We start from the raw sequence: 19189 nt of genomic DNA, 5'->3' as shown, positions 1-19189 counted from the left end.
GCGGATGCTGTGGGGGCGTTGGGTGCGGACGTCACGTGTGTCTCGATACGCGGCCGGCTCCGCCGGCTGCTACTCGACCCGCTCGGGACGTGAGGTTCTCGGACATCCTTCAGATGTCCAAGAACCTCACGTCCCTCGCGTTCTTCTGGATGAAGGTGCGCCGGGCGTCGACGTCCTCGCCCATGAGGGTCGAGAACATCGAGTCGGCCACCGCGGCGTCGTCCATCGTGACCTGCTTGAGCGTGCGCGTCTTCGGGTCCATGGTCGTCTCCCACAGCTCCGAGTAGTTCATCTCGCCGAGGCCCTTGTAGCGCTGCACGCCGTTGTCCTTGGGGATGCGCTTGCCCGAGGCCGAGCCGCTCGCGAGCATCGCGTCGCGCTCCCGGTCGCTGTAGGCGTACTCGTGCTCGGCGTTCGTCCACTTCAGCTTGAACAGCGGCGGCGCGGCGAGGTAGACGTAGCCCTTGTCGATGAGGGGCCGCATGTAGCGGAACAGCAGCGTCAGCAGCAGCGTCGTGATGTGCTGGCCGTCGACGTCGGCATCGGCCATGAGCACGATCTTGTGGTACCTGGCCTTGTCGGGGTCGAAGTCCTCGCCGAGGCCGGCGCCGAACGCCGTGATCATCGACTGGATCTCGGCGTTGCCGAGCGCGCGGTCGAGCCGCGCCTTCTCGACGTTGAGCACCTTGCCGCGCAGCGGCAGGATCGCCTGGCGGTAGGGGTCGCGGCCCTGCACCGCCGAGCCGCCTGCCGAGTTGCCCTCGACGAGGAAGATCTCCGAGATGGTCGGGTCCTTCGACTGGCAGTCCTTGAGCTTGCCGGGCATGCCGCTCGACTCCAGCAGCCCCTTGCGCCGCGTCTGCTCGCGGGCCTTGCGGGCGGCGAGGCGCGCCATGCCCGCCTGGATCGCCTTGCGGACGATCTCCTTCGCCGAGGCGGGGTTCGACTCGAACCAGTGGCCGAGCTGCTCGCCGGTCACGCGCTGGACGAACGACTTGGCCTCGGTGTTGCCGAGCTTCGTCTTCGTCTGCCCCTCGAACTGCGGCTCGCCGAGCTTGACCGAGACGATCGCCGTGAGGCCCTCGCGGACGTCCTCGCCCGTGAGGTTCTCGTCCTTCTCCTTGAGCTGGTTCGTCTGCCGCGCGTAGCGGTTGACGAGCGTGGTGAGCGCCGCGCGGAAGCCCTCCTCGTGGGTGCCGCCCTCGTGCGTGTTGATCGTGTTCGCGTAGGTGTAGACGGCTTCCTGGTAGGAGCCGGTCCACTGCATCGCGATCTCGACCGAGATGCGGCGCTCCTTGTCCTCCGACTCGAAGTCGATGATCTCGGGGTGCACCGGCTCGGACTTCTTCGACTCGTTGAGGTAGGCGACGTAGTCCTTGAGGCCCTGCTCGTAGAGGAACTCGTCGGCGCGCTGCACCGGCGCGGCGCTGTCGTCGCCATCGGGCTGGATGAGCGCCTCCGGTCGCAGGTCCTCGAGCGCGATGCGCAGACCCTTGTTGAGGAAGGCCATCTGCTGGAAGCGCTTCGCGAGCGTCTCGTAGTCGAACTCGACCGTCTCGAAGATCTCGGTGCTCGGCCAGAACGTCAGCGTCGTGCCGGTGGTGTCGGCATCCTCGCCGGTCACGAGCGGGCCGACGGGCACACCGACGGCGAACGCCTGGCGGTGCACGCTGCCCTGGCGGCGGATCTCGACCTCGAGCTTCGACGAGAGCGCGTTCACGACCGAGGAGCCGACGCCGTGCAGTCCGCCCGAGACCGCGTATCCGCCGCCGCCGAACTTGCCGCCGGCGTGGAGCACCGTGAGGACGACCTCGACGGTCGACTTCGAGGGGTCGCTCGAGTGCGGGTCGACCGGGATGCCTCGGCCGTTGTCGGCGACGCGGACGCCGCCGTCGGGCAGGATCGTGACCTCGATGTTGTCGCAGTGCCCCGCGAGCGCCTCGTCGACGGCGTTGTCGACGATCTCGTAGACGAGGTGGTGCAGGCCGCGTGGGCCGGTCGAGCCGATGTACATGCCCGGGCGCTTGCGCACCGCCTCGAGACCCTCGAGGATCTGGATCTGATCGGCGCCGTAGTCGCCCTGCTCTGGCTGCTTCGCCGTCTGGTCGTCGGGCTGCGCGTCCTGCTCGTTCGCCATCGTTCCTGCGTCCGCCTTCCGCGCGGCCACCGGGGGCTGCGCAACCCTCCGATTCTACCCCGGAACCGCGATCGGCGCTGCGATGAACGCGCCTCTGCGGGACGATCTCCGAGTCGGAGGCCAGAACACACCGCCGAAGTCGCGTTCTGAGGTGCTGGATGCCTCCACCGGGCTCCTCGGGCACGATCACGTCGGAGGACGATCCCCGCTCGGAACCGGGTCGGCCGCGCGGCACGATCGCGAGCCGGTCCCGTGTCACTCGCGGGAGTGGCTCCGACGGGTCGGCGCGACGACCCGGATGACCGCCGAGTCGTCGAGCTCGCCGAGGCCCTGCGCTTCGCCCAGGAGGAAGAGCTGCTCGGCCGCGGCGGCCACCGGCACGGCCAGATGGGCCCTGCGCGCGGCGTCGCCGACGATGCCGAGGTCCTTGACGAAGATGTCGAGCCGGCTGAGCACCTCGGCGCCGCCCTCGTCGTACGCCTGGAGCGCGCGCGGACCGCGGTTGCCGAGCATGAACGAGCCGGCGGCCCCGGCGCTGAGCGCCTCGAGCGTGCGCTCCCGATCGAGGCCGAGGGCATCGGCGAGCGCGAGCGCCTCGGCGGCCGCGGCGATGTGCACGCCGCACAGCAGCTGGTTGACCGTCTTGAGCGCCTGGCCGTCGCCCGGCTCGTCGCCCACGACCGAGAGCGTCGACGACAGCTGCTCGAGTACGGGCCTGGCCGTCGCGAGCGCGGCGGGCGCCGCGCCGACGACGATGAGCAGGTCTCCCTCGCCGGCCCGCACGGGTCCACCGGAGAGCGGCGCGTCGACGAGGGCGGCGCCGAGCGACGCGAGCCGCGCGGCGAGCTCCGCGATGCCATCGGTGCCGACCGTGCTCGTGAGGATCACGACCGATCCCTCGGCAAGGTGCTCGGCGAGGCCCTCATCGCCGAAGAGCAGGTCGCGGAGCTGCTCGCCGGTGCGCACCGCGACGATGACCGCCTCGGCGCCCTCGACCGCCTCGGCCGCCGACGCCGCGGGCGCGACGCCGTGCTGCGCCGCCAGCTCGAGTCGGGCCTCGGCGATGTCGAAGCCCCGCACGTCGAACCGCTCGGCGAGGCGGGTCGCCATGGGCAGCCCCATGGCGCCGAGCCCGATCACTGCGACGGTGGTGGTCATGCTGCTCCTCTGCGGCGGGGTGGCGGTCGGCACGGCTCAGCCGGCGAGGGTGCGCACGACGAGCGCGAGCGACGAGCGCTCGCCGACGTTGCCGGCGAAGACGACGTAGGGGATGCCGACGGCGGGCCCGACCTGCGGCTGCCACAGCGAGACGATGCCCGGCAGCATCGGGCCGACCACCTCGGCGCGGCGGATCTGCAGCGCCTCCGAGGCGACGTCGCTCGAGGTGATGCCGCCCTTCGCGATGACGAAGCGCGGCGGCGCCGCCTCGAGCACCCGGGCGACGAGCTCGACGAGCCCCGACGACACGCGTCGGGCGATGTCGAGGCTCGCGGCGCCGTCGCGGCCCGTGACGAGCTCGCGGCTCGTGTGCACGATGACGGTGCCCGCGGCGATCGCGTGGGCGACCGCATCCGCGCGCTCGGTCAGGTGCGCCTCGCGGCGCTCGTCGATGAGCGAGCGCACGTCGAGCTCGATCGTCACGGTGTCGGGGCGGTCCGCACGCAGCGCCTCGAGCTGCGCGGTCGTGAGCGGCACGTGGCTGCCGACGACCACGAGGCCGCCGCGCTCGTGCACCATCGCGATGCGGTCGGCGGTGACGGGCTCGGCGATCTCCTGGCCGATGTGGGCGCGCAGGTAGGGCGGCCCGATGCGGAGGAGCGTCGTGACGCCCTCCTTGTCGAGGGCGTGGAGCGCGAGCGCGACCTGGCGCATGTCGTGCTCGTCGACGGCGTCGACCGCGACGACCGTGCCGGCCGGCAGGGCCCGCAGGAAGTCGGTGACCGCGGCGGTGCCCGCGCGGATCACGCCGAGCGTCAGGGCGGCGACGTCGTCGCGGCGGATGCGCCCGCCGGTCTTCTCCTCCACCCAGTCGCGCAGGTCGGAGGAGCGGTAGCCGAACGTCGCGTCCGCGGCGAAGGCGGTCTCCCCCACCGGCGTCGCCTCGCCGTCGACCACCCAGTAGTGGACGGCGTCGACCGTGATGCGGCCCGCATCCGGGAACGCGGGCACGAGCATGGTCAGATGCGGGGCGGCACCCGCGTGCTCGGCAGCTGCGGCGCTCAGCACATCGGTCTCGAGCGGGAAGTGTCCGCGGAGCGTCGAGTCGCTGCGGCTGACGAACGACACGCGCTTGCCGGCGCGGGCCGCGGCGGCGACCGCGACCGCCACGACCTCGCGATTGCGCGCGGCCGCGTCGTCCTCGCCGAGCGAGCGCGTGTTCGTCAGCACGTAGACGGCGGAGGCGGGCTGCGCGAGCGCCCAGTCGAGGTCCTCCGCCTCGCAGCGCGTGAGCACCGGGAGTCCGGCGACGGACTGGGTGCCGGTCGGGTCGTCGTCGAGGACGACGAAGACGAGGTCGTCGCTGCGGGCGGCGGCCACATCGGCCGCCGCGACCTCGATCGGTGCCGGCACGGTGGCCAGCAGCTCGCTCAGCTGCACGAGAACTCCCTTGTTCGCGGGGACCACGGCGCGCCGTGATCGGATCAGATATCAGACATCTTCGGGCGGCCAGCGGTGGATGTCAAGGCGCGACCTCAGTCGAGGACGAGGGCGATGAGATCGTCGCGCGTCTGCATCATGTGCGTCCACATCGCGTCCCTCGCCGCGACCGGCACGCCGGCGCGGATGGCCTCGAGCAGCTTGCCGTGCTGCGCGATGGCGTGCTGGCGGATCTCGCCCACCGCGCTCGTCTCGCCGCGGGTCTCCGCCAGCATCGACGTGAGCGGCAGCATCGCGGCGATCAGGATCCGGTTCTCGGCCGCGTGCAGGATCGTCTCGTGGAACTCGAGGTCGGCGGCGACGAACGCGTCGACCTCATCCGCCTCGTGGTGCGCGACCATCCGCTGCAGCGACGACTCGAGCGCGTCGAGGTGCTCGGCCGTGCGGCGCTCGGCCGCGAGCTGCGCGGCGCCGGTCTCGATCATCACGCGCACCTCGAGCAGCTCGAGCGACGACCGCCGGCGCTGCCCGGCGCTGCGCGCGTGCCGCACCACCGCATCCATGCCGGTCCACTCCGAGACCGGGGCGATGCGATGCCGGCTGCCGGGCACCTGCACGATGACGCCCTGGGCCTGCAGCAGGCGCACCGCCTCGCGCAGCGTGAGGCGCGAGACGCCGAACTCGGTGGCGAGCTGGCCCTCGGGCGGCAGCTGCTCGCCCGCGGTCAGCGTCCCGTCGATGATGGCGTCGAGCAGCTGGTCGACGGCGTCATGGGTGCGCGAAGGCCTGGGCATCGCTCCTCCTCGAGCTTGGATGTCTGACACCTTATCCGGCTAGCCCCAGGTGTCTCGCGGCCCCCGCCCTGGTACGGACCTGCGTCCCCTCGAGAAGCTCGGCACGCTCGGTCCCACGAACTCGACGCGCTGCAGGCCGCAGTCCGGGAAGCGGGCGAGGATGCGGGTCGTCGTCTCGGCGCGCAGGATCCGCATCTGCTGCGTCCAGGCGGTCGAGGCGCAGCGCACGGTGAGCACGCCCTCGTCGAACGACACCGGCTCGGTGCGATCCGCGTTCTCCTCCCCCACGAGCTCGCCCCAGTGGGCGATCACGTCGGCGCGCGCGAGCGTCGCGGTCCAGCCCCGGTCGTCGGCGAAGCCGACGAGCACGTCGCCGAGCGCGCGCGGGTCGCGGCCCTTGCCGAACGGCACGGACGCGCCCGGCTCGCGGCGGGAGCGCCGGCGGCCGTCGCGCGTGACCATCTCGGGGTCACCGAGCTTGGCCTTGAGCCGCAGCCAGACCCGCTCCGGCTCGGTCGCCGCGAGCTCACGCATCGTCGACCACCTCGCCGCCGACGATCCGGATGCGGTGGTCGCGCAGCGCATCCGGCACGTCGTCCTCGACGGCCGCGGTGATGAGCACCTGCTCGAAGCCTCCCGCCGCCTCGGCCAGCCGCTGCCGGCGACCGGCGTCGAGCTCGGCGAAGACGTCGTCGAGGATCATCACCGGGTCGCCGCCCGACCCGTCGCGCAGCAGCTCGGCGGAGGCGAGCTTGAGGGCGAGGGCGAACGACCACGACTCCCCGTGGCTCGCGTAGTGCCGCGCGAGCAGGTCGTTGAGGTGCAGCTCGAGGTCGTCGCGGTGCGGCCCGACGAGGCTGACGCCGCGGTCGAGCTCGTCGCGCCGGCGCTCGGCGAGCAGCGCGCGGAAGGCATCCGCGTCGTCCGGCACGTTCGTGACGAGGGCGATCCTCGCCTCGTGCTCATCGCCGGCGACCAGCCGGTACGCGGCGTCGACGTGCGGCGCGAGCTCGGCGACGAGCGCGCGGCGGGTGCGCATCACCTCAAGCCCCAGCTCGATGAGCCTGCCGTCCCACACCTCGAGCGTCGTGAGGTCGTCGGGGCGCAGCCGCGCGGCGCGGGCGCTCTTCAGCAGCGAGTTGCGCTGCTTCAGCACGCGGTCGAGGTCGCTGTGCACGCCCGCGAGCCGCGGGGCGCGCATCACGGCGAGCTCGTCGAGGAACCGCCGCCGGCCGGAGGGATCCGCGCGCACGAGCTGCAGGTCCTCGGGGCTGAAGAGCACCACCTGCAGGTAGCGCGGCAGGTCGCGGATGCGGACGTTCTGCCCGTTCGCCTGCGCGCGGTTCGCGCCGCGCGCGTTGAGCTCGACGTCGAGCTGGAAGGCGCGCTCGTCGTTCGTGACCGAGCAGCGCACGATCGCGCGCTGCTCCCCCGCGCGGATGAGCGCGACGTCGGTCGGCACCCGGTGGCTCGAGCCCGTCGCGATCCACACGAGCGACTCGACCATGTTGGTCTTGCCCTGGCCGTTGCGCCCGACCAGCAGGTTCGCGCCGGACTCGAACACGACGTCCGCCGCCCGATAGTTGCGGAAGTCGGTCAGCGCGAGTCGGCTGACACGCACCTAGGCCTTCTTGACCGCGTGGCCGCCGAACTGGTTGCGCAGCGCGGCCACGGCCTTCATCGCGGGGCTGTCGTCCTGGCGCGACTCGAAGCGGGCGAAGAGCGACGCCGAGATCGCGGGCATCGGCACCGCGTTGGCGATCGCCTCCTCGACGGTCCAGCGGCCCTCGCCGGAATCGTCGACGTAGCCCTCGATCTCGGACAGGTCGTCGTCCTCGTCGAGCGCGCGCACCATGAGGTCGAGCAGCCAGGAGCGCACGACGGTGCCGCGCTGCCAAGCCTTGAAGCTGCCGGCGACGTCGTGCACGAGCTCCTTGCGCTCGAGCAGCTCGAAGCCCTCGGCGTAGGCCTGCATGAGGCCGTACTCGATGCCGTTGTGCACCATCTTCACGTAGTGGCCCGCGCCCGTCGGGCCGGCGTGCACGTAGCCCTCCTCGCGCGGACCCTCGGGGCGCAGCGCGTCGAAGACCGGCAGCAGCGAGTCGACGTCGGCCTTCTCGCCGCCGACCATGAGGCCGTAGCCGTTCTCGAGGCCCCAGACGCCGCCGGAGACGCCGACGTCGACGAAGCGGATGCCCCGCTCGGCGAGCTGGGCGGCGTGCCGCTCGTCCTCGGTGAAGCGCGAGTTGCCGCCGTCGATCACGAGGTCGCCGGCCTCGAGCTTCTCGCCGAGCTCGGTGACGACGGCATCCGTGATCTCGCCGGCGGGCACCATCACCCACACGACGCGCGGCGTGGGCAGCGCGGCGATGAGCGCGTCGACGCTCTCGACGTCGGTCACCTCGGGGTTGCGGTCGAAGCCGGTCACCTCGATGCCGGCGGCGCGCAGGCGGGTGCGCATGTTGCCGCCCATCTTGCCGAGCCCGATCAGGCCGATGTGCGTCATGGTGCTCCCTCGCCGGTTCGCTAGCGCAGCAGCAGGTTGGGCTGCAGCAGGTACTTGAAGTCGGTGGCCTCGGCGTCGTCGCGCGAGGTCTGGCCGCGGATGAGCATCGGGCCCGGCTTGTTCGTGTTCTCGGAGTGCGTGAACGCGACGCGCACGAACTCCGAGTGGGTCGCCTGGATGCCGTCGATGAGCAGCTGCGGCTTGATCGACAGCACGATCTCGCCGCCCTCGAGCACGGCATCGATGATCTCGGACGCCTGCGCCTGCTCCGAGCCGATCGCCTCGAGCTGGGCCTGGCCGTCGCTGAAGGTGTAGCGGATGGCAGCCTCGGCGTCGAGCACGAGCTGCACGCGCCGAGTGGCGTCGACGAGCTCCGCCGTGTTCACCACGGCGTGGTGCTCGACCTGCTCCGGGAACAGGCGGCGCACCGGCGGGTAGTTGCCCTTGATGAGCAGGCTCGTCACGGTGCGGTCGGCGGTCGAGAACGCGATCTGCTGGCGCTCGCCTGCCTCGCTCATCGTGATCTCGATGCGGTCGGCGCCGCCGAACGTGCGGCCGACCTCGGTGAGGGTGCGAGCCGGCACGAGCGAGGTGAGCGCATCGGTCTGGTCGCCGGCGTCCCACGGGATGCTGCGCACCGAGACGCGGTAGCGGTCGGTGGCGATGAGCGTGAGCACGTTGTCGGCGGCCTCGAGCTGGACGCCCGTGATGACCGGCGTGACGTCCTCGCGTGATGCCGAGATCGCGACCTGCGCGATGGCCTCGGCGAAGGCCTTGCCCTCGACGACGCCGGTGCGTCCCTCGACGGTCGGCACGGTCGGGTACTCCTCGAGCGGCATCTTCGCGAGCGAGAAGTTGGCGTTGCCGCAGCGGATCGAGACCTTCTGGCCGTCGTCCTCGACGCGGACCTCGCGCTGCGGCAGCTTCGCCGCGATGTCGCTCATCATCTTGCCGGAGACGAGCACGACGCCCTCGGTGTCGACATCGGCCTGCACGGAGGTGCGGGCCGACGACTCGAAGTCGAAGGACGAGAAGACGACGCCGTCGGGCGTGGCCTCGATGCGGACACCGCTGAGGATCGGCATCGTGGGCCGCTGCGGCAGCAGCTTCACGGCGAACGACACGGCGTCGCTGAAGACATCACGATTGATGACGAACTTCACTCGGCATCCTCCTTCGGTTGCTCGTGGCCCTGCTGGGCAGAGGCCGCACGGCAGGGCGTGCACGGCGGTGTCGATTCTGGCACAGGCTCGTCATCCGCAGACCGCCGTCCCGCCCCGGTCCGACGCTCATGGTTGGTGACTCGCCGGATCTCATCTCAAGAACTCTGTCATTCATAACCCCTGTGGGTTCTGTGGATCGCTCACCTCCTCGCCGGTCCTCGATTGGGAACTACAACGTTGGAAGATGTTGAGCCGCTGTTGACGGACATCCACAGATCGGTGGACTCGGAGGCGGCGCCCCGGGCCGCCGTCCACAGCTCGAGGCCTCGTTCTCCACAGGCTCGCCGTGGCCGTCCACACCCGAACCACATGAAGTCCACGTTGAAGGTTTGATGCCGGAGCGCGCAATGCGACGAAGGAGCGTTGCGCGCGGAGGCAGCAAGATCGAGTAGCAGCCTGCGGAGCAGGCCGCGTACCGAGATCTCACGGCCGCGTACCGAGACCTCGGCGCTGAACCGCCCGCGAGCAGCCACAGCGGCCAGCGTTATCCGCGGTCGACGGGAAGAGATCTCGATACGCGGCCGGCAAGCCGGCTGCTACTCGATCAGCGTGTGGGGCCGAGCCCGACCGGTCTCGATGCGCGCGGCCTCCGGTGGTGCTCCTGGATCAGCGCGTGGAGGCGTGCCCGGTTGGTCTCGATACGCGGCCGGCAAGCCGGCTGCTACTCGACCTCGATGCCTCCGCGCTCGACGCTCCTTCGTCGCATTGAGCGCTCCGGCATCAACGCTGCTGCTGCCGGATCCTCGACGTCAGCTCCGTCACCTGCGTGTACACCGACCGGCGCTCCTGGATGAGCTTCTCGATCTTCTTGTTCGCGTACATGACGGTGGTGTGATCGCGGTTGCCGAAGAGCTGCCCGATCTTCGGCAGAGACATGCTCGTCATCTCGCGGCACAGGTACATGGCGATCTGCCGCGCGAGCGCGATCGTCTGCGACCGGGACGAGCCGTGCAGGTCCTCGACGGTGAGCCGGAAGTAGGCCGCCGTGTGGCTGATGATGTCGCTCGGCGACACCACGGCCTCCTCATCGAAGGAGAAGAGGTCCTTGAGCACCGTCTGCGCGAGGTCCATGGTGACCGGGAGGCGGTTGAGGCTCGCGAACGCGGTGACGCGGATGAGTGTGCCCTCGAGCTCGCGGATGTTCGACTGCACCTTGTCGGCGATGACCGACAGCACCTCCGGCGGGATCTGGATGCGCTCCGCCTCGGCCTTCTTGCGGAGGATCGCGATGCGGGTCTCGAGGTCGGGAGCGGTGACGTCGGTGATGAGTCCCCACTCGAAGCGGCTCACCATGCGGGCCTCGAAGCCCTGGAGCAGCTTCGGCGCCACGTCGGAGGTGATGACCACCTGCTTGTTGTGGTCGTGCAGCGTGTTGAAGGTGTGGAAGAACGCCTCCTGCGTCGACTCCTTGCCGCGCAGGAACTGGATGTCGTCGATGAGCAGCACGTCGACCTCGCGGTAGCGCTGCTGGAACGACTGGTTCAGGTTGTTGGCGATCGAGTTGATGAAGTCGTTCGTGAACTCCTCGCTCGACACGTACCGCACACGGATGCCCGGGTACATGCCCTCGGCGTAGTGGCCGATGGCGTGGAGGAGGTGCGTCTTGCCGAGGCCCGAGTCGCCGTAGATGAAGAGCGGGTTGTACGCCTTGGCCGGCGTCTCGGCCACCGCGAGCGCTGCGGCGTGCGCGAACCGGTTCGAGCCGCCGATCACGAAGTTGTCGAAGACGTACTTCGGGTTGAGGCGGGAGTCGACGCGCCGGGACGACTGCTCGGACGGCTCGCGCTCGAACGAGGGGATGGGCGAGACGACGGGCTCGGCGGTGGGGTCGTCGATGACGTCCGGCAGCGGCTCCTCGCGCTCGAGCTCGAGGTTGACGACGATCTTGAACGACGCGATGTCCACAGCGTTGTCCACAAGCGAATCGGTGATCGGCACGCGCAGCCGCTGCTCGAGCATGTCGCGCGTGAGGTCGTTCGGCACCTCGAGGTACAGCACCGAACCCATGACGCCCTGCGGCTCCACGAGGTCCAGGAATCCGCGCAACGACGGGGGAATCCGGGCATCGCCTTCGAGGGTCGTCAGCACGGAGGACCAGAGCTGTCCGGTTCGGGTGTCCGGGGCCATCAGGATGCGGTTCCTCTTCTGGTGCTGTGGAGGGTCGGTGCTTTCCACACCATTATCCACAGGTGATGGGGTGTGCTCTCCACGCCGTGCACTGCTCCCCGGGCACCTGCCGCGGCGCGGATCCCCAGAGTCTGCACGCATAGCGCACAGGGTGCAAGTCCTCGCGTCATGACCTCGGCGTGGCGTGCAGCCGGGGTGGGCGCCGTTGACCGAGGGCCAGGACTCGCGTATGGTTGTCAGGTTGCCGCGCCCGTCGTGCGGCGCATCGTCGAGCTTGGCGGCTCGACCAGACGACTTCCGGCGATCGCGCCGGACCACGGGAGATCCACCATGAGCAAGCGTACGTTCCAGCCGAACAACCGCCGCCGCGCCAAGAAGCACGGCTTCCGCCTCCGCATGCGCACGCGTGCCGGCCGCGCCATCCTCGCTGCGCGCCGCGCCAAGGGCCGCACCGAGCTCTCCGCGTAGCCCACGAGGTGCTCGCGAAGGCGAACCGGATCATGCGCGGCGACGACTTCCGTCGCATCGTGCGCACCGGTCGCCGCGCGGGCGGCCCCCTCGCGGTGGTGCACCGCGCGAAGCCCGAAGCGGCAGTCAGCCGCTTCGGGTTCATCGTGTCCAAGCAGGTCGGCAACGCCGTGGTCCGCAACCGCGTGAAGCGGCGGCTCAGCGAGATCGTCCGAGCAGAGCTCGACGGGATCGAGACCGCCGACATCGTGATCCGTGCACTCCCCCCGGCGGGCGAGGCTGACTTCGATACACTGAGGGCCGGCATCGCGCCGCTGCTGGTGCGTCGGTCATGAGTCGGAGCCTGCTGAGGCTGTGGCTGATCCCTCGCAACGTCTGCGTCGCGATCCTCGTCGCCTACCGCGCGGTGATCTCACCGCTCTACGGCGACGTGTGCCGCTATTACCCCAGCTGCTCGAGCTACACCCTCCAGGCCATCCAGCAGCACGGGGTGGTGCGCGGCATCTGGTTGGGCGCTCGGCGCATCATCCGCTGCCATCCCTGGGCGGCCGGCGGAGTGGACGACATCCCAGAGCCGCACGCGCGGCTCGCAACGACTCGAGCGGGGTTCGTCCTCGCTCGCAAGGAGCAGTGACAGCTTGGACATCTTCGCCCTGCTGATGTGGCCCATCAAGTGGGTCATCGAGGCCATCCTGGTCGGATTCCACTGGATCGTCACCACCCTCGGCGGCGACCCGGGCTCGGGACTGACGTGGGTGCTCTCGATCGTCGGCCTCGTGCTCGTCATCCGCAGCGCGATGATCCCGCTGACGGTGCGCCAGATCGTCTCGTCGCGCAAGTCGCTCGAGATCCAGCCGGAGATCCAGCGCATCCAGAAGAAGTACAAGGGCAAGAAGGACCAGTTCTCGCGCGAGGCGATGCAGCGCGAGACCATGGAGGCCTACCGCAAGGCTGGCACGAACCCCTTCGCCTCGTGCCTCCCGCTGCTGATCCAGATGCCGATCTTCCTCGGCCTGGTGCAGGTGCTGACCGACGCGAACAACCAGCGTCCGGGCGTCGGCCTCCTGACCCAGGATCTCGCCACGCTCTTCAGCCAGTCGACGCTCTTCGGCATCGTGCCGCTGCACAAGACCATGCAGGCGGGCTTCACCGAGGGCAACGTCCCGGTGATCATCACCGCGGTCGTCCTCACCCTCATCATGTGCGCGACGCAGTTCTACACGCAGCTGCAGATCATGACGAAGAACCAGACGCCGGCGATGAAGGAATCGCCGATGTACCGGCAGCAGCGGATCCTGCTGTACATCATCCCGGTCTTCCTGCTGATCTCTGCCTGGCTCTTCCCGCTCGGCACGATGTTCTACTGGCTCGTCTCGAACATCTACACGCTCGTGCAGCAGCTCATCATCATCAACAAGCTGCCCACGCCCGGCTCCGAGGCCGCGCTCGCGCGCGAGGCGCGCATGGCGCGCAAGCGGCAGCGGATGGGTCTGCCCGCCGTCGACGATGCCGAGCCGACCGAGACGCAGGCGCAGATCGACCTCAGGACGCAGCGCGCACAGCCGCGCGGCAAGAAGCCGAAGTCGCAGCGAGAGGGCTGAGCATGACGGAGCAGGAGTCGACCGTCGAGGTCGAGGCGCAGGACCAGCTGGACGAGGGCGAGATCGCCGCGGACTACGTGGAGGGTCTGCTCGACATCGCGGACCTCGACGGCGACATCGAGATCGAGCAGACCGAGATGCGCACGACGATCGTCGTGGGCGAGGCCGGCGACGACCTCGGCGGGCTCGCGAAGCCCGACGTCGTGGCCGCGCTGCAGGAGCTCACCCGCCTCGCGGTGCAGCAGCAGACCGGCGAGTTCTCGCGGCTCGTGCTCGACGTCGCGGGATCCCGCGACGCCCGCGCCGAGGAGCTGCAGGCGATGGTCGACGCGGCGGCCGCGAGCCTCGAGGCAGGGCAGGCGCGAGTGGCCCTCGAGCCGATGTCCTCCTACGAGCGCAAGCTGGTGCACGACCTCGTGCGGGAGCTCGGGCTGACGAGCGACTCCGAGGGTGAGGGCGCCGCGCGCCACATCGTCGTCCTGCCCGCCTGAGCCCGTGGCGGACACCGCTCCCCCGGTGCTCGAGGACGAGCCCGCCGCCGCTGCGCAGCTGTTCGGCGACCGGATCGAGCTGGCCCGATCCTTCACCGCGTCGCTCGCGCAGAAGGGTGAGCTCCTCGGTCTCATCGGGCCGCGCGAGCTCCCGCAGCTGTGGAGTCGACATATCCTCAATTCTGCGCTGCTTGCACCGCTGCTGCAGGGACGGGTGGGCGACGTGGGTTCCGGGGCGGGTCTGCCTGGCCTCGTGCTGGCGATCGCCCGACCGGACGTGCACATGACGCTCATCGAGCCCATGGAGCGCCGCACGGACTGGTTGCAGTCGGAGGTCGACCGCATGGGGCTCGACAACGTGGCGGTGCTGCGCGCGCGAGCAGAGGACGTGCCGGCATCCGGAGCGCTCCTCCCCCTCGATCAGGTCACTGCGCGAGCCGTCTCGGCCCTGCGCACGCTCATCCCGCTGACGGCGCCGCTCGTGCGCAGCGGTGGCGCCCTGCTGCTCATGAAGGGCGGCCGCGCTGCGGAGGAGATCGACGCAGCGCAGAAGATGATTCGCAAGCATCGCCTGCAGGACGTTGAGGTGCTCGAGCTGGGCGCCGACGCCGGGCTGGAGCCGACACGTGTGGTCCGGGCCCTCGTCGATCCCTGATCGACGTCTCGCATCGCCCCACCCCCGCCGAACGCCGGCGGGGGTGTTCCTTTAGTCGCGGCCCTCTCGGTGACGCTCTCGGACTGCTGTTGCCCGACTTTGAAGAGCGGATCGGTCACGGAGCTGGCACCGCGATGTTTCACGTGGAACATGACGCCTGCCGTGCGCCTTCGCGGCGTCGCGCAGAGCGCCGGCAGTGCCCGCTGCGAGGAGCGGGTGAAACCTCATGAGACGCTCGACGGCACTGGATTCCCGCGGGGGCCGGTAGCGATCACCCGTTGCACGCGGATCCAGGTCATGGAGCCGTGGGCTATGTCAGACCACGTGATCCACGTGAAACATCGCGCACCGGTATCGCGAGCGCTTGCATCCAGCAAGCCCAGCCGTGCCTTGCGCATTCCGGTGGGTTGGGACACACCCGCGTGCCATCGACGTACGGCGGTCGCGAGCGCCCCTGCGCGTCAGCATGGCGCGACTCAACACGTGTTCCACGTGAAACATCGGTCGCGCGATGCGCCGCGCGCGCATCTTCGACGCCGCGCCACACCGGGCCATCAGCGGCGACTGGCGCAGACGTGCGTCGCGCCGCCGCAGCACACATTCGGCAGCGTCACGTGTTTCACGTGAAACGTCCCGCTGCCAGACGCTGCGCGCGTCAACCGCGCCGGCGATCGATCGCGTGCCAGCCCCAATAGAACAGCGAGCAGATGCGATCGCAGCGGTAACTTGCGCACCGGGCCCTCAGAAGAGAGGTCGCCGGTCGCCGCTCGGCACGCGAGGTCAGTACGCCGCGGTAGCGGTTCAGATGTTTCACGTGGAACATCGCGGAGCATTGCGAGCTCTCTGGGGATGTGCTCCTGCGATCCGCCGAACTGGCATCAATGCGGCCGATGACGGGCCGCACTTCAGGATGATGATTGGTCAGTTCCTTCGTCGTCGCGCGAGCGGGATCGCGATCTGCGCGCGCTTCGCGGTGCTCAGCGGCCTCGCATGCCTGTGGAAAGATGTGCATAAGTAGGCTCCGCGAGCCACGGCCCGGCCCGTGGCGCGCGCATCCCCAGGCGGCCATAATCCGCGGAAAGACGCGGGTTTTCGGGGTACAGGGTCAACCTTCATGCTCGAGAGAAGGCCGAGAGATTGAAAACAGCGTTCTCCACAGGCCTGTGTACAACAAGTGCCGCGCGAACGTTGCCCCTCGACTTTGCGATCGACGCTGGAGGGGCCAGACTGGACCCCTTGGACCACGTCCCGGAACCTCGCTGCCCGCGCTCGATGTTCCACGTGAAACATCGATCAGGAGGGCATGCGTGACCACGGGCAAGTTCGACACCACCCCCATCGCACGTGAGCTGGCCGCGATGGCGCGCCGCCGACAGGCGCTCTCGTCCGTCGAACTCCCGCTGCCGAAGCGCACGCGCATCTTCACCGTCGTCAACCAGAAGGGCGGCGTGGGCAAGACCACGACCGCCGTGAACCTCGCGGCGGCGCTCGCACAGGGTGGCGCGAGGGTGCTCGTGCTCGACCTCGATCCGCAGGGCAATGCGTCCACCGCACTCGGCATCGATCACCACGCCGACGTCGTCAGCACCTACGACGTGCTGATCGAGGGAGAGCCGCTGCAGTCCGCGATCGCCGTGAGTCCGCAGAGCGACCGGCTGCAGGTCGTGCCGTCCACCATCCACCTCGCCGGCGCCGATCTCGAGCTCGCCGCGATGGAGCAGCGCGAGCACCGTCTCCGGAAGGCGCTCGACGCCTACCTCAGCGAGGCATCGGAGCCGCCGCACTACATCTTCATCGACTGCCCGCCGTCTCTCGGGCTACTGACGATCAACGCGTTCACCGCCGCCACCGAGGTGCTCCTGCCGATCCAGTGCGAGTACTACGCGCTGGAGGGGGTGTCGCAGCTCATGGACACGATCGAGCGCATCAAGGCGCACCTGAATCCCACCCTCGACCTCTCGACCGTGCTCCTCACCATGTTCGACGGTCGCACGCTGCTGTCACGGCAGGTCGTCGACGAGGTGCGCAAGCACTTCCCGGAGCAGACGCTCGACGCGATCATTCCGCGATCGGTCCGGGTCTCCGAGGCCCCCGGCTACGGCCAGACGGTGATCGCCTACGACCCCAACTCCCCGGGCGCGCTCTCATACCGTGAGGCAGCCGCAGAGATCGCACGCAGAGGAACGGCATGAGCAAGAGGGCAGGACTGGGACGCGGCATCGGCGCCCTCATCCCGACGGGGCCGGCACCGGCAGCCGAGATCGACGAGCGCGACGAGTCTGCGCCGACGACGGCGGAGGCGACCCCGCCGCACCGACGCGCACGACGGGCGCCGAAGCCCGGCGGGCGGCCGGTCGACGTGTTCTTCTCCGGCGAGGAGGACGAGGCGCAGGGGCTGCTCGCCATCCCCGGGGCGACCTTCGGTGCTGTCGCGCCCGGCGACATCCGCCCGAACGCGAACCAGCCGCGCACCGTCTTCGACGAGGACGACCTCGCCGAGCTCGAGCACTCCATCCGCGAGTTCGGCGTGCTCCAGCCCATCGTCGTGCGCCCAGTGTCGGTCGGCGACGACGGCACGCACTACGAGCTCATCATGGGGGAGCGGCGATGGCGCGCGAGTCAGCGAGCCGGCCTCGAGACCATCCCCGCCGTCATCAAGGACACGCCTGATGACGCCATGCTGCGCGACGCGCTGCTCGAGAACCTGCATCGCGCGTCGCTCAACCCGCTCGAGGAGGCGTCGGCCTACCAGCAGCTGATGGACGACTTCTCGATCACGCAGGACGAGCTGTCGAAGCGGATCGGCCGCAGCCGGCCGCAGATCTCGAACACGATCCGCCTGCTGAAGCTGCCCGAGTCGATCCAGGCGAAGGTCGCCGGCGGCGTGCTGTCGGCGGGGCACGCTCGGGCGATCCTCTCGCTGCCGACCGTCGAGGCGATGGAGCAGCTCGCCGCGAAGATCATCAATGAAGATCTCTCAGTTCGTGCGGCCGAGGCAGCCGCAGGCCTGTTCCAGGCCCGGAGCCCGCGCCGGACGCCGACGAAGGGCGCCGTGCAGCACGGCCTCGACGAGATCGCCACGCGGCTCGAGGACCGCCTCGACACGCGCGTGCGCATCGCCCTGGGGCGCTCGAAGGGCCAGCTCACGATCGACTTCGCGACCGTGGGCGACCTCAACCGCATCCTCTCCGAGCTGGGGGAGCAGGGCGTGGGTGCCGGCCTGGAGCCCACCGGCGACTGAGCGTCCGCCGTACCGCAGCGCACATGACGAAGGCCCCGAGGACGCATCCTCGGGGCCTTCGTCATGCGTGGATCACAGGAACGCTGCGAGCTCCTGCTCGATCGCGGGCTTCGGACGAGCGCCGATGAGCTCCTTCACGACCGCGCCGCCCTGGAAGAGCTTCATGGCGGGGATCGACGTGATGTTGTAGCGCATGGCCAGGTCGGGCTCCTGGTCGACGTTCACCTTGACGACGTCGAGCTTCTCGGTCTCGCCGTCGATCTGCTCCAGGATGGGGCTGACCGCGCGGCACGGGCCGCACCAGGCGGCCCAGAAGTCGACGAGGACGGGCTTGTCGGCGTTGAGCACGTCCTGCTCGAACGACGCGGTGGTGACTTCCTTCACAGTGCTGCCTCCTCAGGGCTCGTGACGAGGACCGGCACGGCGTGCGCGGCCAAGTAGTGCTCCGCGTCGAGCGCGGCGACGGTGCCGGACGCGGCGGCCGTGACGGCCTGGCGGTAGGTCGGGTCGATGACGTCGCCCGCGGCGAAGACGCCCTCGACCGACGTGCGCGAGCTGCGGCCACCGACAGCGATCGTGCCCTCGGCGGTGAGCTCGAGCTTGCCGTGCACGAGGTGCGTGCGAGGGTCGGAGCCGATCGCGACGAACACGCCGTCGATGGGCAGCCGGCGGGTCTCACCGGTGATGCGGTCGCGCAGCGTGACGGCCGAGACCTGGGCCTCGCCCTCGATCGACTCGACGAACGCGTTCGTGATGAAGTCGATCTTCTCGTTGGCGCGCGAGCGGTCGAGCATGACCTCGCTCGCGCGGAACGTCTCGGAGCGGTGCACGATCGTGACCTTGTCGGCGAACTTCGTGAGGAAGTTGGCCTCCTCCATCGCCGAGTCGCCGCCGCCGACCACGATGAGCTGCTTCTGCTTGAAGAAGAAGCCGTCGCACGTGGCGCACCACGAGACGCCGTGGCCGGAGAGGCGCTCCTCGCCGTCGATGCCGAGCTTGCGGTAGGCCGAGCCGGTCGCGAAGATCACGGCGCGGGCCTCGAGCACCTCGTCGCCGACGTGCACGCGCTTCACCTCGCCGTCGAGCTCGAGGTCGGTGACGTCCTGCATCCGCACATCGGCGCCGAAGCGCTCGGCCTGCTGCTGCATGGCGAACATGAGGTCGGGACCCTGGATGCCCTCGGGGAAGCCGGGGAAGTTCTCGACATCCGTCGTGGTCATGAGGTCGCCGCCCATCTCGACGCTCGAGGCCAGCACGATCGGCTTCAGGTTGGCGCGTGCCGCGTAGATGGCGGCGGTGAAGCCGGCGGGGCCGGAGCCGATGATGATGAGGTCGTGCACTCTTGTCT

Annotated in this window: 20 protein-coding genes; 8 read left to right on the top strand and 12 right to left on the bottom strand. The window is 69.8% G+C overall.

The genetic code is table 11. The features are described 5' to 3' along the window. Positions 1-109: 109 nt before the first annotated feature. The 9 genes from gyrB to dnaA all read right to left on the bottom strand — a co-directional run bounded on the left by gyrB (position 110) and on the right by dnaA (position 11385). The gene (gene gyrB / locus ABIB37_RS04975) at positions 110-2137 is read right to left on the bottom strand and encodes a DNA topoisomerase (ATP-hydrolyzing) subunit B (protein WP_354257479.1); all 2028 of its coding nucleotides are present in this window, start codon (positions 2135-2137) and stop codon (positions 110-112) included. Positions 2138-2392: 255 nt separating this feature from the next. Then, positions 2393-3295: an NAD(P)-dependent oxidoreductase gene (locus ABIB37_RS04970; RefSeq protein WP_354257477.1), complete on the bottom strand. Its 903-nt coding sequence runs from the start codon at positions 3293-3295 to the stop codon at positions 2393-2395. A 36-nt stretch (positions 3296-3331) separates the two neighbouring features. Then, entirely contained in the window at positions 3332-4735 is a 1404-nt protein-coding gene (locus ABIB37_RS04965) for a four-carbon acid sugar kinase family protein (protein WP_354257475.1), read from the bottom strand. 95 nt (positions 4736-4830) lie between these two features. Next, positions 4831-5529, bottom strand: a complete 699-nt coding sequence (locus ABIB37_RS04960; protein WP_354257473.1) for a FadR/GntR family transcriptional regulator — start codon at positions 5527-5529, stop codon at positions 4831-4833. A 39-nt stretch (positions 5530-5568) separates the two neighbouring features. After that, complete coding sequence (locus tag ABIB37_RS04955) at positions 5569-6063, bottom strand: DciA family protein (protein WP_170165534.1); 495 nt, start codon at positions 6061-6063, stop codon at positions 5569-5571. Further along, positions 6056-7150, bottom strand: a complete 1095-nt coding sequence (gene recF, locus ABIB37_RS04950) for a DNA replication/repair protein RecF (protein ID WP_354257470.1) — start codon at positions 7148-7150, stop codon at positions 6056-6058. The genes ABIB37_RS04955 and recF overlap by 8 nt, the downstream gene beginning before the upstream one ends. Continuing rightward, a complete protein-coding gene (gene gnd / locus ABIB37_RS04945; RefSeq protein ID WP_354257467.1) occupies positions 7151-8035 on the bottom strand; it encodes a phosphogluconate dehydrogenase (NAD(+)-dependent, decarboxylating) in 885 nt (294 codons plus the stop codon). A gap of 20 nt (positions 8036-8055) precedes the next feature. After that, a complete protein-coding gene (dnaN, locus tag ABIB37_RS04940) occupies positions 8056-9198 on the bottom strand; it encodes a DNA polymerase III subunit beta (RefSeq protein ID WP_354257464.1) in 1143 nt (380 codons plus the stop codon). A 780-nt stretch (positions 9199-9978) separates the two neighbouring features. After that, positions 9979-11385 (bottom strand): chromosomal replication initiator protein DnaA, encoded by a 1407-nt coding sequence (gene dnaA, locus ABIB37_RS04935; protein WP_123696677.1) that lies wholly within the window; start codon positions 11383-11385, stop codon positions 9979-9981. A 330-nt stretch (positions 11386-11715) separates the two neighbouring features. Between dnaA and rpmH the strand changes: the two genes are divergently transcribed. Genes rpmH through rsmG form a run of 6 tightly spaced genes read left to right on the top strand, consistent with a single transcriptional unit; the run spans position 11716 to position 14600 of the window. Next, positions 11716-11853: a 50S ribosomal protein L34 gene (gene rpmH, locus ABIB37_RS04930; protein ID WP_071299798.1), complete on the top strand. Its 138-nt coding sequence runs from the start codon at positions 11716-11718 to the stop codon at positions 11851-11853. 8 nt (positions 11854-11861) lie between these two features. Beyond that, the gene (rnpA, locus tag ABIB37_RS04925) at positions 11862-12188 is read left to right on the top strand and encodes a ribonuclease P protein component (protein WP_354257461.1); all 327 of its coding nucleotides are present in this window, start codon (positions 11862-11864) and stop codon (positions 12186-12188) included. Then, positions 12185-12487: a membrane protein insertion efficiency factor YidD gene (gene yidD / locus ABIB37_RS04920; protein WP_354257458.1), complete on the top strand. Its 303-nt coding sequence runs from the start codon at positions 12185-12187 to the stop codon at positions 12485-12487. Before rnpA ends, yidD begins: the two co-directional genes overlap by 4 nt. Before the next feature lie 4 nt (positions 12488-12491). After that, a complete protein-coding gene (gene yidC, locus ABIB37_RS04915) occupies positions 12492-13454 on the top strand; it encodes a membrane protein insertase YidC (protein WP_354257455.1) in 963 nt (320 codons plus the stop codon). 2 nt (positions 13455-13456) lie between these two features. Then, positions 13457-13945, top strand: coding sequence for a Jag family protein (locus ABIB37_RS04910; RefSeq protein WP_354257452.1), 489 nt, complete (start codon positions 13457-13459; stop codon positions 13943-13945). A gap of 4 nt (positions 13946-13949) precedes the next feature. Beyond that, positions 13950-14600 carry a 16S rRNA (guanine(527)-N(7))-methyltransferase RsmG gene (gene rsmG, locus ABIB37_RS04905; RefSeq protein WP_354257449.1) on the top strand — a complete coding sequence of 217 codons (651 nt, stop codon included), beginning with the start codon at positions 13950-13952 and terminating at the stop codon, positions 14598-14600. A 655-nt stretch (positions 14601-15255) separates the two neighbouring features. On the opposite strand, the gene ABIB37_RS04900 is transcribed toward rsmG, so the two are convergent. Then, positions 15256-15612 (bottom strand): hypothetical protein, encoded by a 357-nt coding sequence (locus ABIB37_RS04900; protein WP_354257446.1) that lies wholly within the window; start codon positions 15610-15612, stop codon positions 15256-15258. A gap of 346 nt (positions 15613-15958) precedes the next feature. Here ABIB37_RS04900 and ABIB37_RS04895 point away from each other — a divergent pair, with 346 nt between their 5' ends. Both ABIB37_RS04895 and ABIB37_RS04890 read left to right on the top strand, forming a co-directional pair. Then, positions 15959-16792 carry a ParA family protein gene (locus tag ABIB37_RS04895; RefSeq protein ID WP_354261536.1) on the top strand — a complete coding sequence of 278 codons (834 nt, stop codon included), beginning with the start codon at positions 15959-15961 and terminating at the stop codon, positions 16790-16792. Further along, positions 16789-17841: a ParB/RepB/Spo0J family partition protein gene (locus ABIB37_RS04890; RefSeq protein WP_354257443.1), complete on the top strand. Its 1053-nt coding sequence runs from the start codon at positions 16789-16791 to the stop codon at positions 17839-17841. Before ABIB37_RS04895 ends, ABIB37_RS04890 begins: the two co-directional genes overlap by 4 nt. A 72-nt stretch (positions 17842-17913) precedes the next feature. Here ABIB37_RS04890 and trxA read toward each other — a convergent pair whose 3' ends face one another. Together trxA and trxB are read right to left on the bottom strand one after the other, a co-directional pair. Beyond that, on the bottom strand, positions 17914-18225 hold the full coding sequence (gene trxA, locus ABIB37_RS04885) for a thioredoxin (protein ID WP_123696684.1): 312 nt from the start codon (positions 18223-18225) through the stop codon (positions 17914-17916). Then, a complete protein-coding gene (gene trxB / locus ABIB37_RS04880) occupies positions 18222-19181 on the bottom strand; it encodes a thioredoxin-disulfide reductase (RefSeq protein ID WP_354257440.1) in 960 nt (319 codons plus the stop codon). Before trxB ends, trxA begins: the two co-directional genes overlap by 4 nt. Positions 19182-19189 lie beyond the last annotated feature (8 nt).

Source organism: Agrococcus sp. UYP10, from assembly GCF_040547205.1.
In the GTDB taxonomy this organism is placed as follows: domain Bacteria; phylum Actinomycetota; class Actinomycetes; order Actinomycetales; family Microbacteriaceae; genus Agrococcus; species Agrococcus jenensis.
Note: the sequence above shows the minus strand (reverse complement) of the source record. Positions and strands in the feature narration are given on the sequence as shown.